14 protein-coding genes are annotated in these 15,284 nt (G+C 68.2%); 10 read left to right on the plus strand and 4 right to left on the minus strand.

The features are described from left to right. Nucleotides 1-18 precede the first annotated feature (18 nt). The 5 genes from CFN17_RS16890 to CFN17_RS16910 all read left to right on the plus strand — a co-directional run bounded on the left by CFN17_RS16890 (nucleotide 19) and on the right by CFN17_RS16910 (nucleotide 4,054). Nucleotides 19-804 (plus strand): ABC transporter ATP-binding protein, encoded by a 786-nt coding sequence (locus tag CFN17_RS16890; protein ID WP_208748878.1) that lies wholly within the window; start codon nucleotides 19-21, stop codon nucleotides 802-804. 19 nt (nucleotides 805-823) lie between these two features. After that, the gene (locus tag CFN17_RS16895) at nucleotides 824-1,609 is read left to right on the plus strand and encodes a sulfite exporter TauE/SafE family protein (protein WP_208748879.1); all 786 of its coding nucleotides are present in this window, start codon (nucleotides 824-826) and stop codon (nucleotides 1,607-1,609) included. A 22-nt stretch (nucleotides 1,610-1,631) separates the two neighbouring features. Further along, on the plus strand, nucleotides 1,632-2,441 hold the full coding sequence (locus CFN17_RS16900; protein ID WP_208748880.1) for an RNA methyltransferase: 810 nt from the start codon (nucleotides 1,632-1,634) through the stop codon (nucleotides 2,439-2,441). Nucleotides 2,442-2,575: 134 nt separating this feature from the next. After that, the gene (locus tag CFN17_RS16905) at nucleotides 2,576-2,833 is read left to right on the plus strand and encodes a type B 50S ribosomal protein L31 (RefSeq protein ID WP_090956047.1); all 258 of its coding nucleotides are present in this window, start codon (nucleotides 2,576-2,578) and stop codon (nucleotides 2,831-2,833) included. 120 nt (nucleotides 2,834-2,953) lie between these two features. After that, nucleotides 2,954-4,054 (plus strand): biotin/lipoate A/B protein ligase family protein, encoded by a 1,101-nt coding sequence (locus CFN17_RS16910; protein ID WP_261792247.1) that lies wholly within the window; start codon nucleotides 2,954-2,956, stop codon nucleotides 4,052-4,054. Here the strand turns inward: CFN17_RS16910 and pepN are convergent, their stop codons facing one another. Next, a complete protein-coding gene (pepN, locus tag CFN17_RS16915) occupies nucleotides 4,055-6,703 on the minus strand; it encodes an aminopeptidase N (RefSeq protein WP_208748881.1) in 2,649 nt (882 codons plus the stop codon). 50 nt (nucleotides 6,704-6,753) lie between these two features. Further along, nucleotides 6,754-7,764 carry a YeiH family protein gene (locus CFN17_RS16920; protein WP_208748882.1) on the minus strand — a complete coding sequence of 337 codons (1,011 nt, stop codon included), beginning with the start codon at nucleotides 7,762-7,764 and terminating at the stop codon, nucleotides 6,754-6,756. 130 nt (nucleotides 7,765-7,894) lie between these two features. On the opposite strand from CFN17_RS16920, the gene CFN17_RS16925 reads away from it, so the two are divergent. From CFN17_RS16925 to CFN17_RS16935, 3 genes are read left to right on the plus strand one after another with little or no spacing between them, the layout of a single operon-like run. After that, nucleotides 7,895-9,490, plus strand: coding sequence for a circularly permuted type 2 ATP-grasp protein (locus tag CFN17_RS16925; protein WP_208748883.1), 1,596 nt, complete (start codon nucleotides 7,895-7,897; stop codon nucleotides 9,488-9,490). Continuing rightward, the gene (locus CFN17_RS16930) at nucleotides 9,483-10,409 is read left to right on the plus strand and encodes an alpha-E domain-containing protein (protein WP_208748884.1); all 927 of its coding nucleotides are present in this window, start codon (nucleotides 9,483-9,485) and stop codon (nucleotides 10,407-10,409) included. The genes CFN17_RS16925 and CFN17_RS16930 overlap by 8 nt, the downstream gene beginning before the upstream one ends. Continuing rightward, nucleotides 10,406-11,257, plus strand: coding sequence for a transglutaminase family protein (locus CFN17_RS16935; RefSeq protein ID WP_208748885.1), 852 nt, complete (start codon nucleotides 10,406-10,408; stop codon nucleotides 11,255-11,257). Before CFN17_RS16930 ends, CFN17_RS16935 begins: the two co-directional genes overlap by 4 nt. Nucleotides 11,258-11,272: 15 nt before the next feature. On the opposite strand, the gene CFN17_RS16940 is transcribed toward CFN17_RS16935, so the two are convergent. Continuing rightward, entirely contained in the window at nucleotides 11,273-11,770 is a 498-nt protein-coding gene (locus CFN17_RS16940; RefSeq protein ID WP_208748886.1) for a pyridoxamine 5'-phosphate oxidase family protein, read from the minus strand. 166 nt (nucleotides 11,771-11,936) lie between these two features. On the opposite strand from CFN17_RS16940, the gene CFN17_RS16945 reads away from it, so the two are divergent. Then, entirely contained in the window at nucleotides 11,937-13,640 is a 1,704-nt protein-coding gene (locus tag CFN17_RS16945; RefSeq protein ID WP_208748887.1) for a GAF domain-containing sensor histidine kinase, read from the plus strand. A gap of 49 nt (nucleotides 13,641-13,689) precedes the next feature. Here CFN17_RS16945 and CFN17_RS16950 read toward each other — a convergent pair whose 3' ends face one another. Further along, nucleotides 13,690-14,418 carry a response regulator transcription factor gene (locus CFN17_RS16950; protein WP_208748888.1) on the minus strand — a complete coding sequence of 243 codons (729 nt, stop codon included), beginning with the start codon at nucleotides 14,416-14,418 and terminating at the stop codon, nucleotides 13,690-13,692. A 301-nt stretch (nucleotides 14,419-14,719) separates the two neighbouring features. Between CFN17_RS16950 and CFN17_RS16955 the strand changes: the two genes are divergently transcribed. Beyond that, on the plus strand, nucleotides 14,720-15,163 hold the full coding sequence (locus CFN17_RS16955) for a universal stress protein (protein WP_208748889.1): 444 nt from the start codon (nucleotides 14,720-14,722) through the stop codon (nucleotides 15,161-15,163). Nucleotides 15,164-15,284: the final 121 nt, after the last annotated feature.

Genomic DNA, 15,284 nt, shown 5'->3' on the forward strand with positions numbered 1-15,284 from the left:
GTCCTAGTGTCTACTCCTATGAGTGAAGTTCTTGAAATGGCCGCCGTCAGCGTTGTACGTGGGGCTAAGACCCTCCTGGACAAGGTTGACTGGCAGGTCAAGGAAGGCGAACGCTGGGTGATCCTGGGACCCAACGGCGCCGGCAAGACCACTCTTCTGCAACTGGCCGCGGCCCGGATCCACCCCACGTCCGGCAAGGCGGGGATCCTCGAGGAAGTCCTCGGCGCTGTCGACGTCTTCGAACTCCGGCCCCGGATCGGCCTGTCCTCCGCCGCGCTGGCCGGCCAGATCCCCGAGCAGGAAAAGGTGCTCAACGTCGTCGTCACCGCCGCGTACGGCGTCACCGGCCGCTGGCGCGAAGGCTATGAGAAGGACGACGAACGGCGGGCGTTCGGGCTGCTGAACGACTGGGGGATGGGCCCGCTGCTCAACCGCCCTTTCGCCTCACTCTCCGAGGGGGAGCGCAAACGCGTCCAGATCGCCCGGGCCCTCATGACCGACCCCGAACTGCTGCTCCTCGACGAACCCGCCGCCGGCCTGGACCTCGGCGGCCGCGAGGACCTCGTCCAGCGCCTGAGCGAGCTCGCCCGCGACGAGACCGCCCCGGCGATCGTCCTGGTCACCCACCACCTCGAGGAAGTGCCGCCGGGCTTCACCCACGCCATGCTCATGCGCGACGGCGGTATCGTTGCCTCCGGCCCGCTGCCGGAGGTACTCACGGCCGAAAACCTTAGTGAAACGTTCGGCCTGCCGCTGGACATCACCGTCAACGCCGGCCGGTACACCGCCACCGCCAGCCGCTGACGGGGCCCGCTGACCGCGCGTGGAGTTCCTCAGTAGCGTCTTCATTTTCTTCGCCGGGCTGTGGGCGGGCACCATCAACAGCGTCGTCGGTTCCGGCACCCTCGTCACCTTCCCGGTCCTGATTGCCCTTGGCTACCCGCCGGTCACCGCCTCCATCAGCAACGCCATGGGGCTCGTCGCGGGCAACGCCTCCGGCGCTTGGGGCTACCGGAAGGAGCTCGCCGGCCGGGGCAAGCAGCTGCTCCGGCTCCTGCCCGCATCGCTGCTGGGCGGCATCACCGGTGCCTACCTGCTACTGCACCTGCCCGAGACGGTGTTCTACTACGCCGCCCCCGTCCTGATCGTCCTGGCCCTGCTGATGGTGGTCTTCCAGCCGCGGCTCCAGCAGTGGGTGAAGGCGCGGGAAGAGAACCCCGAGCACGCGATCCGGGACCGCCGCCACGGTGTCCTGCTCGTCGTGCTCGTCTACCTCGCCGGCGTCTACGGCGGCTACTTCGTGGCGGCCCAGGGCATCCTGCTGGTCGGCATCCTGGGCGTCTTCATGACCGGCACCATCCAGAACGCCAATGCCATGAAGAACATCCTGGTCCTGTGCGTGAACCTGGTCGCCGCCTGCTCCTACCTGCTGTTCGCGTTCGACCGCATCAACTGGCTCGTCGTGGGGCTGATCGCGGTCAGCTCCCTGATCGGCGGGCTGATCGGTTCCAAAGTGGGACGCCGGCTGTCCCCGACGGTCCTGCGCGGGGTCATCTTCCTCCTGGGCCTTGTGGCGCTGGGATTCATGATCGCCAACCTGTTCAAATAAGCGCCTGCAAAAAGGCATCACCATGACCTTCCATCACCTCGAATCCGCCGACGACCCCCGGGTCGCCGACTACACCCGCCTCACGGACGTGCACCTGCGCAAGGTCAGGGAGCCCGCCGAGGGCCTCTACATCGCCGAGTCCTCCCGGGTCCTGCGCCGGGCCCTGGCGGCCGGACACCGGCCGCGGTCCTTCTTCCTGGCGGAGAAGTGGGCCGAGGACCTGGCGGATGTCTTTGAGCAGTATCCGGATGTGCCGGCCTATGTCGGCTCCGCCGCCCTCCTGGAGGAAATCACCGGCTTCCACCTGCACCGCGGCGCCATGGCCGCCATGCACCGGCCGGCGCCCGTGCCGCTGGCCGATCTGCTTGCCGGCGCCCGCCGGGTCGCGGTCCTCGAAGACATCGTGGACCACACGAACGTGGGGGCGATCTTCCGTTCCGCCGCGGCGTTGGGCGTGGACGCCGTGCTGGTCTCACCGCGCTGCGGGGATCCGCTGTACCGCCGCAGCGTGCGCGTCAGCATGGGCACCGTATTCCAGGTGCCATGGGCGCGGCTCGAGGACTGGCCGGGCGGCCTGGCCGCGCTGCAGGCGGCGGGCTTCGCGGTCGCGGCGATGGAACTCACGGACGACGCCGTGGACCTGGACGAGCTCGCTGCCCGGCGCCCGGAACGGCTCGCCCTCGTCCTTGGCACGGAAGGCGCGGGCATGAGCGAAGGCACCCTGGCCGCCGTCGACCTCGCCGTGAAGATCCCGATGCGTCCCGGCGTCGACTCGCTGAACGTCGCGGCGGCGTCGGCGGTGGCGTTCTGGGAACTGCGGCCAAGGGACTGACCAGCGCAAACGGCGTTCGTCAGTGCGCCCGCAATCCGCTATGATGGATAGCTGGCCGTCCGGTTGTTTCCGCCGGCCATCCCATTCATACCTGGCAGCTGGCAAAATCCAGTTGTGCGAACAAAGGTCCAATTATGAAGTCTGATACCCACCCGAAGTACGAAGCTGTTGTTTTCAACGACCTGGCTTCCGGCGTCAAGTTCCTGACCAAGTCCACCGTGTCTTCCTCCAAGACCATCGAGTGGGAAGACGGCAACACCTACCCGGTCATCGACGTCGAAATCTCCTCCGAGTCCCACCCGTTCTACACGGGCAAGCAGCGCATCATGGACTCCGCAGGCCGCGTCGAGCGCTTCAACGCTCGCTTCAAGGGCTTCGGCGGCAAGAAGTAGCCTTCTGCCCCAGGTCTTGCAGAACGCCCGCACCGGCAACGGTGTGGGCGTTCTGCCTTAAGCGGGCACGGCACCGGCCGGCGGGACCGGACAGCAGGGGACCGTGGCAGGATTGATGCCATGACCACTGATCCCCACATGTCCGGTTCCGCACACGACGACGGCGGCCGTCACCACGGCGAGTACAAGGTCCCGGGCGGCAAACTCGTCGTCGCCGATTTCGACGTCGTGCAGGGCGTGCTGAGCAATGTCTCGCTCAGCGGGGACTTCTTCCTGGAACCGGACGAGGCGCTGCCGGAGATCAACCGGGCCCTCACGGGACTGCCCGCCGACACGGGCGTCGCGGACCTGGCTGCCGCCGTCACGGCCGCCCTGCCCGAGGACGCGGTGCTGTTCGGCTTTTCCGTGGACGCCGTCGCAGTCACCGTCCGGCGGGCGCTGGCAAAGGCCACCGGCTGGGCCGACCACCAATGGAACATCATTGCCCCGACCGTCCTGCCGACCCATGTCAACGTCGCCTTGGACGAGGTCCTCACCGAGGAGGTCGGGGCCGGGCGGCGCAACCCTACGCTGCGGTTCTGGGACTGGGAGGAGCCGTCCGTGGTGATCGGCAGCTTCCAGTCCGTCCGCAACGAACTCCACCCCGCCGGTGTAGCCCGGCACGGCATCAGCGTGGTCCGCCGGATCAGCGGCGGGGGAGCGATGTTCATGGAGGCCGGCAACTGCATCACCTACTCCCTCTACCTGCCGCAGACCCTGGTGGACGGCATCAGTTTCGCGGATTCGTACAGTTTCCTGGACGCCTGGGTGATGGCCGCCCTGGAGAAGGTCGGCATCAGCGCGTTCTATGTGCCGCTCAACGATATCGCCACGGAGCACGGCAAGATCGGCGGGGCGGCCCAGAAGCGGCTCGCCAACGGCGGCATGCTTCACCATGTGACCATGAGCTACGACATCGACGCCGACAAGATGGTCGAGGTCCTGCGGATCGGCCAGGAGAAGCTCTCCGACAAGGGCACCCGGAGCGCCAAGAAGCGGGTGGACCCGCTCCGCCGGCAGACCGGCCTGGCGCGCGCGGAGATCGTCGCGGCCATGATGGCGGTTTTCGCCGAACGCTACGGCGCGACGCCGTCCGAGCTCACAGGCGCCGAACTGGAGGCCGCCGCCCGTCGGGTCGAGACAAAGTTCGGCACGGCGGAGTGGCTGCACCGCGTTCCGTAGTTACCGAGCAGCCGCTGTTGCCTCAAGGGGCAGCGCCTGGGCCGTGAGCGCCTGTGCTGTAAGGGCACGGTGCAGCTGGCTGCGCTGTTCAATGATGATGCGGCGCAAAGCCCGCGGTGCGTCCGGGTGCGCGGCGAGCCAGTCGTCGGTCCGGCGGATCACGGCGTGCGTGTCCGGCGTGCCGCCGTAGCTGTCCAGGTCCTGACCGGCGGGATACAGGCCGCGCACGATCCTGCTGGCGATCTCGATGCTCCGTTCGGCCCAGACCTGCTCCAGGGACTCGAAATACGGATCAATGAACTCCGCCAGCAACGCTGCGGGGGCGGTGTTGAACCCGGCGATGGTGGCGCTGAGGAGCTGGTTGGACAGGTCCGTGCCGCGGACCGCGGCGTCCCAGGCGGCCGCCTTGACGGCGGGGTCGGGGCGGGCGGCCAACGCTGTGGCGTGCCCGGACTTGCCCGACGCCGTGTTGTCCCCGGCCAGCTCCCGGCCCAGCTGCTCCGGCGAGGCCTGGCCGTGGGCGGCGAGGGCATGCCAGAAGTTCCAGCGCAGTTCGGCATCCACGGCGAGCCCGTCGATCACGACACTGCCGTCGAGGATGCCGCGGAGCATGTCCAGCCGGCCGGCGTCATACCGGCTCGTCGCGGCCACGTTGCGGGCCCACGCCAGCTGCTGGTCGGATCCCGGCGCGGCCGCCTCCAGCTGCGCGGCCGCGGTGTCCAGGAAGCCGCGGCGGACGGCGTCCCGCCGGGTGCGTGGCACATAGCGTTCGACCGCCGTCGAGGCATTGCCCAGCACATTGAGCAGGACGCCGATCCCGGGTTCGGCCGGGCCGAAGCGCTGCACGGCCTCGACGTACCGCTCAGCCGGGGTGACAGCGTCGCGGGCCGAGTCCCAGAGCGCGGTCCAGCACAGTGCCCGCGCCATGGGGTCGCCGAGTTTGTCCAGAGAGCCGCGCACGGTGGCCTCGGAGTGCGGGTCCAGCCGGACCTTGGCGTAGGTGAGGTCCTCGTCGTTGACGAGCAGCAGGGCCGGCCGCGGTCTGCCGGCCAAGGCCTCCACATCGGTCCGTACACCGGCGACGTCGGTTTCGACGCTGTCCGTGCGGACCAGGTTGCCGCCAGCGTCGAAGTCGTACAGGCCGATCCGCAGCCGGTGCGGCCGGGGTTCGTCCCGGCCGGTCACCGGGTCCACGGCGTCCTGCAGGACGGCAACCGGCCCCAGGACGCCGCCATGCCCGGTGATCTCGGTGGAGAGCGTCGAAATGCCGGCGGTCTGCAGCCACTGCCGGGCCCATTCCGCCAGGTCCCGGCCGGACGCGGCGCCCAGGGCGGCGAGGAGGTCGGCCAGTGTCGTGTTCGCGTAGGCGTGGTCCCGGAAGTACTGCCGGGACCCGGCGATGAAGGCCTCGAACCCGACATAGGCGACGAGCTGCTTGAGGACTGAGGCGCCCTTGGCGTAGGTGATGCCGTCGAAATTCTGCTTGGCCGCCTCCAGGTCGGGGATGTCCGCGACGATCGGGTGCGTAGTGGGGAGCTGGTCCTGCACGTAGGCCCACGCCTTGCGGTTGTTGGCGAAGTTCACCCAGGCGGTGTCCCAGTCCGTGGTCCGGTCCACGCCCAGGGTTCCCATGTAGTCGGCGAAGGATTCCTTGAGCCACAGGTCATCCCACCACTTCATGGTGACGAGGTCGCCGAACCACATGTGCGCCATCTCGTGCAGGAGCGTGTTGGCGCGCGCCTGGTATTGGGAGTCTGCGGCCCGCGACGTGAAAACGTAGCTCTCCGTGAAGGTCACGAGACCGGGGTTTTCCATGGCGCCGAGGTTGTACTCGGGCACGAACGCCTGCTCGTACTTGCCCCACGGATAAGGGAAGTCGAAGAGCTCGTTGAAGAAGGTCAGCCCGTTGCGGGTGAGCTTGAAGAGCGCGTCGGCGTCGAAGGATCCCGCCATGGACGCGCGGCAGTAGAGCGCCAGCGGAATGTCCAGAACCGTCCCGTCGCCCAGCGTGCCGCGCCACGCGTCCTCGGCTTTGAAGTACGGCCCGGCCAAGACGGTGGTGATGTAGGTGGACATCGCCTTGCTGGGGGCGAAGTCCCACCGGCTGGTGGCGGGGTCGCTGGTCAGCTGGGTCCGCAGCACTTCGGCACCGTTGGAGGACACCTGCCAGTCCGACGGGGCCATGATGTGGAACGTGAACTCGGCCTTCAGGTCGGGCTGTTCGAAGTTCGCGAAGACCCGCCGGGCATCGGCGGGTTCGTACTGCGTGTAGAGGTAGCACTGCCCGTCGGCGGGGTCGACGAAGCGGTGCATTCCCTCACCGGAGGTGCTGTAGCGGGCCGTGCCGGTAATGGTGACCTGGTTTTCCGGCTGCAGGTTCTCGAGCCGGATCCGGGATCCGTCCACGACGTCGGCGACAGCGAGGCCCTTGCCGTTGAGGAAGACGCTGTGGACACTGTCCGCGATGAAGTCCACAAAGGTCGACGCCCCGGGTTCGCTGGCCGAGAACGTGATGACACTGCGGCTCGTGTACCCTGCAACCGCCGGGTCCGCCGCCTCACGGACGTCCAGGGAGACGTCGTAGCTGTGCGTGGTGATGAGGGCGGAGCGGGCCGCGGCTTCCTCGCGGCTCAGATTCTGATTCGACACCCAGCTATCTAATCACGGCGCCTGTGCTTCGGATCACTCCGGCGCCGCGGTCACGCGGGTGCGAACATCAGGAAGGCGGCGGCCAGGCCCAGCAGGGCGATCAGCAACCAGGACGCCAGGGCCGCGAACAGCGCCCGGGGGCCGGTGTGCAGAAGCTGGCCGACGCGCACGGCCGACCCCAGTCCGAACAGCGCCATGCCCAGCAGCGCGTCCTGCAGGGCCGCGGCGGCGTCCAGGACCGCGGGGGAGAGCCAGCCGGTGCTGCGCAGGCCCGCCAGGGCGACGAATCCGATCACGAACAGCGGGATCACCGGCGGCCGCTTCCCGCCGTCGGCTCCGGAACCCAGACGGTGGTGGAAGCCTGCGGCGGCGACCATCGGCGCCAGCAGGATCACCCGGGTGAGTTTGACGACGACGGCGACCGCCAGGGCGGCGGCGCCGGCGGTCTGCGCGGTCGCCACCACCTGGCCGACGTCGTGCACGGACGCCCCTGCCCACGCCCCGAAGATTTCCGGGCCGAGGCCCAGCGGCCGCGCGAGCAGGGGTAGCACGCCGATCGCCAGAGTCCCGCACAGCGTCACGAGCGCCACCGGCAGCACGGTCTCCTCCTGCCGGATCCGGCGCACGGCAGCCATCGCTCCGATCGCGGACGCCCCGCAAATCGCGAAGCCCGTCGCCACGAGCAGCGAGACGCGGGGCGGGAGCCGGAACAGCCTGCTAATCCCGTAGGTGCCGGCAAAAGCCGCCAGGACCACGGCTGTTATGAGCAACAGGGCCGGCCAGCCCAGGCCCAGCACGTCGCCGAGGCTGACCTTCAGGCCCAGCACCACAATCCCGGCCCGCATGAGGTGCTTGCCGGCGAAATCGAGCCCCGTCCGGCCCGGACCCGCGGTCCAGCCCGCCGCGCCCGGCAGGTTCGCGGCCAGAAGCCCGAGGAGCACCGCCACGGTCATCGCGGGCAGCGCCGGGACGAGCAGATGGACGGCGACGGCGGCGCCAACAGCCGCGGCGGCGGCGATCAGGCCGGGCGCGGCCGCGGCGGCGGAACTCTTGGGGGACACGCCCCTACCTTGCCGTACCGGACGGGAAAAGCTGTAACCGCGGCACGGCCGGCACGCAACCGTGCCGGGCGCGGACCCCGCCGCGGCCCCGAAATGATTTCGTAACGAAAAATGTGGTTGGCTAGTCACCATGTCTGACCTATTCCAGGATTACTCAGAGGCTGCCGGCCGCACCGGCGCCTATGACGAAATGTTTGCCCCGGGCCAGCAGGCCCGGAAGTCCTACGGGCACGTGGCCGGGGCCCTGCGTGAGCTTTCGTTGGCTGATGTGAGCGCCCGCGCCGATTCGATGGCGCGGACCTTCCTGGACCGCGGCGTCACCTTCGACTTCGCCGGCGAGGAGCGGCCCTTCCCGCTGGACATCGTCCCCCGGGTCATTCCGGCCGATGAATGGCGCGTCCTGGAACGCGGTGTGGCGCAGCGGGTCCGGGCCCTGGAGGCGTTCCTCAACGACGTCTACGACAAGATGACCGTCGTGGCCGACGGCGTCATCCCGCGCCAGCTCATCACTACCAGCGCCCACTTCCACCGCCAAGTGCACGGCTTCGAACCCGCCGGCGGCGTCCGGGTCCACATCTCGGGAATCGACGTCGTCCGTGACGCGGCGGGCACCTTCCGCGTCCTGGAGGACAACGTGCGCGTGCCCTCCGGCGTCAGCTACGTCCTGGAAAACCGCCGGGCCATGGCCAAGGGCCTGCCCGAGGCGTTCGGCCAGCAGCTCATCCGCCCGGTCGAGGAGTACCCGCGCCGGCTCCTGTCCGCCCTGCGCAAGACGGCGCCGGCCGGCGTCGACGACCCCACCGTGGTGGTCCTGACCCCCGGCGTCTTCAACAGCGCCTACTTCGAACACACCCTCCTGGCCGGCCTCATGGGCGTTGAGCTCGTCGAGGGCCGCGACCTTATCTGCCGCGGCAACCGCGTCTACATGCGGACCACCGCCGGTGAGCAGCGCGTGGACGTCATCTACAAACGCATCGACGACGAATTCCTGGACCCGCTGCAGTTCCGGGCCGACTCCATGCTCGGCTGCCCGGGCCTGGTCAACGCGGCCCGCGCCGGCGGCGTCACCATCGCCAACGCGGTGGGCAACGGCGTCGCCGACGACAAGCTCGTCTACAGCTATGTCCCGGACCTGATCCGGTACTACCTGAACGAAGAGCCCGTGATCGCCAACGTGGACACCTACCGGCTCGAGGAGACGGAAGCCCGGGAACACGTCCTGGACCGGCTCGACGAGCTCGTGGTCAAGCCTGTCGACGGCTCCGGCGGCAAGGGCCTGGTGATCGGCCCGGACGCCTCCAAGGACGAGCTCGAGGCGCTGCGGAAGCGGATCGTTGCCGACCCCCGCGGATGGATCGCGCAGCCGGTGCTGCAGCTGTCCACCGTTCCCACGCTCAGCGGCGACAAGTTCGGCCCCCGGCACGTTGACCTGCGCCCCTTTGCCGTCAACGACGGCGACGACGTCTGGGTCCTGCCCGGCGGCCTGACCCGGGTCGCGCTCAAGGAGGGCTCGCTGATCGTGAACTCGAGCCAGGGCGGCGGATCGAAAGACACCTGGGTCCTGGCGGATTCACCGCAGGTCCCGGTCGAAGTCATTCCGCGGCCCGCCATCACCGTCCGCGAGCGGGTGTCGGTCTGGCCCGTGGAAAGCAACTGGCGCGACAGCCAGAAAGAGCAGCAACAGCAGCAGATCTCTGCCGCGCAGGAGGTAACCGCGAATGCTTAGCCGTATTGCCGAATCACTGTTTTGGATCGGCCGGTACGTGGAACGGGCCGACGGCACCGCCCGCATCCTCGACGTCCACCTCGAGCGGCTCAACCACCTGCCCATGGAAGAACAACGCAGCGTGGCGCAGGAGCTCCTCGCGGTCATGGGCGCCCGCCCGCAGAACGAGGACTTCGGGCTCACCGAACTGCTGAACGCCCTGGCGTACGACAAGCACAGTGCCACCTCGATCGCCGGATCGCTCGGCGCCGCCCGCGAAAACGCCCGCCGCGCCCGCGAAACCGTCTCCTCGGGGCTCTGGGAGAGCCTCAACACGACCTATTACGGGCTGAACCAGCACCGCAAGGACGTCGTGGGCACCTACCGGTTCTGCAACTGGGTCCTGGAACGCACGGCGATGGTCAGCGGCCTCGCCGACACGACCGTCAGCCACGATGAAAGCTGGCTGTTCCTGGTCCTGGGCCGGTCCCTGGAGCGGGCCGACATGACGGCCCGCATGCTGTCCACCCGCGATGTCCTCTCCGCCGGCATGTCCTGGGTGAACATGCTCCGCTGCGCCGGAGCGTACGAATCGTTCCTGCGGACCCGCCGGGCCGCTTTCGGCGACCAGCACGCTGCGGAGTTCCTGCTCCTGGACCGGCTGTTCCCGCGGTCCATCGTGTACGCCCTGCGCGACGCCGACGAGTGCCTGGCCAAACTGGACCCCTCGGCCCAGCGCGTCGGCTTCATCAACGACGCCCGCCGGATCGTCGGCCAGGCCCGCACTTTCCTGGAGTTCCACCGCACCGACGACCTCATGTCGGAACTGCCCGAACACATGGAGCGCGTGCAGAAAGCGGTCTCGCAGGCCTCGGACGCGATTTCCCGTAAGTACTTCAATCAGGCAGACGAACTGGCCTGGGTGGGAGAAGTTTCATGACCCGGCTGAGGATCGTCCACAAGACGGCATACAAGTACAACAAGCGCGTCACACTCTCCTACAACGAGGCCCGGATGACACCGCTGACGGACCCGCAGCAGGTGGTGCTGGAATCCTCGATGAAAGTCTCGCCGTCGCAGGCGGCGCTGAGCAGCTACCGCGACTACTGGGGCACGCGTGTCACGGCCTTCGACATGCAGATGCCGCACGAGCACCTCGAGGTCCTGTCCACCACCACCGTCGAGGTGCACCGGGTGGAACGGATCGCGGCCGAGGCCGACATCGTCGGGTGGGAGGTTCTGGCCGCCCCGGAGACGCTCAACCAGTTCAGCGACTGGATTCCGCAATCCCAGCTGACCGGCCCCGGCGCCGAAGTCCTCGGCCTCATTCCCGGCGTGGTCGAGGGAAAGACGCCGCACGAGGCCGCCATGGCGGTCTTTGCCTGGATGCGCGGCGAAATGACCTACATGAAGGGCTCCACCGGCGTCACCACCAACGCCGAGCAGGCCTGGAACCAGCGGCAGGGCGTGTGCCAGGACCTGGCGCACCTTGCCATCGGTTCCCTGCGCAGCTGCGGGATCCCGGCCCGCTACGTCTCCGGCTACCTGCACCCGCGGTCGACGGCGGACATCGGCGAGACGGTCGCCGGCCAGTCCCACGCCTGGCTGGAGTGGTGGGACGGCGAATGGCGCAGCTGGGACCCGACCAACCACAAACCGGCCGGCGACTTCCACGTCACCGTGGCCCGCGGCCGTGACTACCGGGACGTGCCCCCGCTCAAGGGCATCCTGTCCGGCGGCGGCGGGTCGGCCCTGAACGTCAGCGTGGAGATCACCCGCCTGGCCTGATAGCGCAAACGGATGCTATTCGAGGCCGGATCGGGTCGCGTCGTCCAGGGGTGTCCACCAGGTCATCGGCGGGACCACCTTGAAACGCCGGCCGGTCACGGTGTCCGGCGTGATCCGGACGAAGTGCTCCTTCTTGCCGGCCTGCCACGGGAACAGCAGGAGCCCGACCGTGTCCATGACTTCTTCCGGGTTCTGGACCGGGGCGGCCTGGCCCTTGACCACGACACTCCAGGCGATCCCGGTGTCCGCGTCGACGCCGTCGGCCTCCAAAGCTACCGGTTTGTCACCCGTGGCAGCCTGCAGCTTGGTGCCCTCCGCGGTACGGAATACCAGCGACCCGTGGTCCACCTTGTAGTTGATGGGGAAGATGTCCGGATGGTCGTCCACCCAGACCGCCATCCTGCCCACGGTCACGCTGCGCAGCAACCGCCAGCATTCGTGATGGTCAAGGTTTTCCACGGCATGGGTCTGGTCCTTGGGCTGCTGGCCGCCCGGGTTCGCATCAGTACTCATGCCGGGGACACTACGCCGGGCCGGAGAACGGGGGCAAGGGCAAAAGGTCCCAGCCGGAGAACAATGTGCGAACAACGGCCGACTACCCGGGACCTTCCGGGTGGATCGCGGTATTCTGGCATCACGTCGTCAGCGTCGACGAGCGCCGGAACGATTGGGGCAATTTATGCATTCGACGGGTGAGAGCCATGCGCATACCACCGCCTCCGACACGAACCCCAGGCTTGAGGACCTGCTGAGGGGTTTCGGTTCGAGGGCAGAGGAACTGCTGCAGTCCCAGGAGCGGATGACCGGGCTGCTGGAAGCGGTAGTGGCCGTGGCGGAGGACCTGAGCCTGGATGCGGTGCTGGAACGGGTGGTCCGGTCCGCGTGCCGCCTGCTGCACGCCCGCTTCGGCGCGTTGGGGGTGATCGGCGATGACCGCGCCCTGAGCCACTTCATTACCGTCGGCATCGACAACGACCTCGCACGGCGGATCGGCCCTCTGCCGACCGGCCACGGCGTACTCGGGCTGCTGACGTCCGACCCGCGGCCGCTGCGGCTGCATGATCTTCGCCAGCACCCGGAGTCCTACGGCTTCCCCGACCACCACCCGCCCATGCGCTCATTTCTGGGTGTCCCCGTCCGCGTCCGCGAGGTGGTTTTCGGGAATCTTTACCTGACCGAGAAGGAAGGCGGGGGAGACTTCACCGCCGAGGACGAGGCCCTCGCCGTCGCCCTCGCCGCGGCCGCCGGCGTTTCGATCGAAAACGCCCGGCTCTATGACGACGCGCGCCGCAGGGCACGCTGGCTGGAAGTCAGCATGGACGTCTCCGGGCTGATGCTCAGCACGGACCGCGACTACACGTCCGGCGGCCTGGATCCGATCGCGGGACGGGCCCTCCAGGAATCCTCGTCCGACCTCGCCCTCATCGTAGCTCCCGCGGCAACGGCCCCGGGCCATGTCGTGATCGGGGTCGCCGGCGAGCGCGGCCCGGCCTTCTCGGGACGGTCCCTGCCCCTCGAGTCCGACCTCCTGGAGGCAGTGCTGGACGGCGGCGAGCCGGTGGTCTTCGACGACGCCTCAGAGGTACTGGGCAGCGTGGACAGCACGGTGAGAGGTCCGCTGCTCGCGGTGGCATTGAGCACCCAGGGCGCCCACCATGGCCTGCTCCTGCTGGCGCGGACGAAGGACTCCATCCACTACGGCCGGACCGACATCGAGATGGGGGCCGTCTTCGGGTCCCATGTGGCCCTGGCCCTGGAACTGGCCCGGGTGCACCGCCTCCGCGAGGAACTCCTGGTCTTCACCGACCGCGACCGGATCGCCCGGGACCTGCACGACCTCGTCATCCAACGCCTCTTCGCTGCCGGGCTGAGCGTACAAAGCCTGACCCGTTTCACGAAGGAAGAGATGGCGCTGGAACGGATCCGGAACATCACCGGCGAACTCGATGAGGCCATCCGGAGCCTGCGGGACACCATCTACTCCCTCAAGAGCAGCACCGGAGAAATTGAGCTGCTCAGCGGCCGGATCCGCCGGGTCGCCAAGAGCTCGGCGAAGTCCATGCCGTTCGCCCCGCGCCTGACGATCACCGGGCCGGTGGATGCTGTCACGCCGGACAAAGCGGACAACGTGGTGGCAGTCGTCTCCGAGGGACTCAGCAACGCGATCCGGCACTCCGGGGCGGACGCAATTTCAGTCTCGGTCGCCGTCATCAACGGCCGCGTCAACGTGGTGATCAGCGACAACGGCACCGGCTTCGCCGATCCGGACAAGCGCGGCGGACTGATCAACCTCGAGGACAGGGCGCGGATGCTCGACGGCGAGTGCACCATCACGAGTACGCCCGACGCCGGTACAAGCCTGGAATGGTCGGTGCCGCTCTAGGCCCCCGCTCGCCTCGGCCCCTTGATCCGGTGAGCCGGGCTGCCCTGCATCAGCGGACGGTGTGCGGCCGGGCCGCGTCGGCATTCCCGCCCGAAGGGACCGGCAGCGCGGGGCTGGCGATGAAGACGGCCGCCTGCGTGCGGCGTTCGAATCCCAGTTTGGCCAGCAGCGAGGACACGTAGTTCTTGACCGTCTTTTCGGCCAGGAACATCTCGGCCGCAATCTGCCGGTTAGTCAGTCCGCCGCCAACGAGTTCGAGGACCCTGCGTTCCTGCGGAGTGAGGGAAGAGGTGCGGGGATCGACTTCGTCGGCCTCGACAAGGCTCTCAACGATCCCGGACGCGACACCTTCCTCGAACAGGGACTCCCCGGCGGCTGCCTTCCGCAACGCGCCGATCAGGTCCGTGCCGCCGATCTCCTTGAGCACGTAGCCGCGCGCACCGGCCAGGACGGCCCCGCGCAGGGCCTGCTCATCGTCAAAACTCGTCAGGATGATGCAGTTCAACGAAGCGTCCACCGACCGTACGTCGCGGCAAACCTCAATGCCGGTTCCGTCGGGAAGCCGGGCATCCAGCACGCACACGTCGGGATGCAGGGCCGGAATCCGGCGCGCCGCCTCGACGGCGGACCCGGAACTGCCGACGACGACAAAGCCCTCGCCTTCGAGGAGTTCCTGCAGACCTCGTCGAACCAGTTCGTGGTCGTCGAGGATAAAGACGCGGATCACCGCCGGCACGCCATCGGGTGCAGTGAGACCTGCATCTGACCAGGCAATCATGATTCTCCTGTCCGGCCGCTTGTCGTTGGACCGTTTTCAGTAGCTTCTTGTATTTTAACCGTCTGACCGGTTCCCCAACCGTTTGCCATTCTTGTCGACACCGGTCACGCGAACAAGGGCCATAGTGCCCGAGGGGAGACGCACGACCCGCCGTCCGGCACGCCGGGACGTCCGTTCTGCGGCATGCCGGGCGGCCGGGCCGGCATGACTTTTGGCCCTAGGCGCCGGGCCGGTCCGGCGACATCATGGGACCGGCGCTATCCGGGAAGGACGCCGGGCCGGACGACGATAAGGACCAGCGATGAACGAAGCCAGGGACACCCGGACCATTGTGGTCGGCGTTGACGGCTCGGAGGCGTCCGTGGAGGCGCTCCGGAAGGCGCAGAGCCTCGCGGTGCCCCTGAACGCCAAAGTGGTTGCACTGGCGTGCTGGGACTATCCGCCGGTCTACGACGGCTATGTGGCCGTAGGCATTGACGACTTCGATGTCCGGGCAGGGGAGATCCTCGCGGAAGCGGTCACGAAGGCGTTCGGTCCGGATGCTCCGGCTAACGTCGAATCCCGGCTTGTCCAGGGCCATCCCCGCCACCTCCTGATCGAGGAGAGCAAGACGGCGGACATGCTCGTCCTGGGCCGCCGAGGTCACGGCGGGTTCGGCGGCCTGCTGCTGGGCTCGGTCAGCTCGGCCTGCGTGGCGCACGCGCACTGTCCCGTGCTCATCGTGCACTCGCCCGAAAAGGCATGACACAGGAAGCTGCAGTCCCTTGGGGCTGCCCTTCAGTGCGGTAGCGATTCTGTGAGGCCGTAAGGTCGGCCCCGGGGGACATGCTCATTGTTCCCCCGTGCACGGAACATGCTCAGTCGTG

This window comes from Arthrobacter sp. PM3, from assembly GCF_003352915.1.
GTDB lineage: Bacteria > Actinomycetota > Actinomycetes > Actinomycetales > Micrococcaceae > Arthrobacter.

Coding starts and splice junctions, on each gene's coding strand:
- CFN17_RS16890 (WP_208748878.1), top strand. CDS start 19: ATGAGTGAAGTTCTTGAAATGGCCGCCGTCAGCGTTGTACGTGGGGCT.
- CFN17_RS16900 (WP_208748880.1), top strand. CDS start 1,632: ATGACCTTCCATCACCTCGAATCCGCCGACGACCCCCGGGTCGCCGAC.
- CFN17_RS16905 (WP_090956047.1), top strand. CDS start 2,576: ATGAAGTCTGATACCCACCCGAAGTACGAAGCTGTTGTTTTCAACGAC.
- CFN17_RS16910 (WP_261792247.1), top strand. CDS start 2,954: ATGACCACTGATCCCCACATGTCCGGTTCCGCACACGACGACGGCGGC.
- CFN17_RS16925 (WP_208748883.1), top strand. CDS start 7,895: ATGTCTGACCTATTCCAGGATTACTCAGAGGCTGCCGGCCGCACCGGC.
- CFN17_RS16930 (WP_208748884.1), top strand. CDS start 9,483: ATGCTTAGCCGTATTGCCGAATCACTGTTTTGGATCGGCCGGTACGTG.
- CFN17_RS16935 (WP_208748885.1), top strand. CDS start 10,406: ATGACCCGGCTGAGGATCGTCCACAAGACGGCATACAAGTACAACAAG.
- CFN17_RS16940 (WP_208748886.1), bottom strand. CDS start 11,770: ATGAGTACTGATGCGAACCCGGGCGGCCAGCAGCCCAAGGACCAGACC.
- CFN17_RS16945 (WP_208748887.1), top strand. CDS start 11,937: ATGCATTCGACGGGTGAGAGCCATGCGCATACCACCGCCTCCGACACG.
- CFN17_RS16950 (WP_208748888.1), bottom strand. CDS start 14,418: ATGATTGCCTGGTCAGATGCAGGTCTCACTGCACCCGATGGCGTGCCG.
- CFN17_RS16955 (WP_208748889.1), top strand. CDS start 14,720: ATGAACGAAGCCAGGGACACCCGGACCATTGTGGTCGGCGTTGACGGC.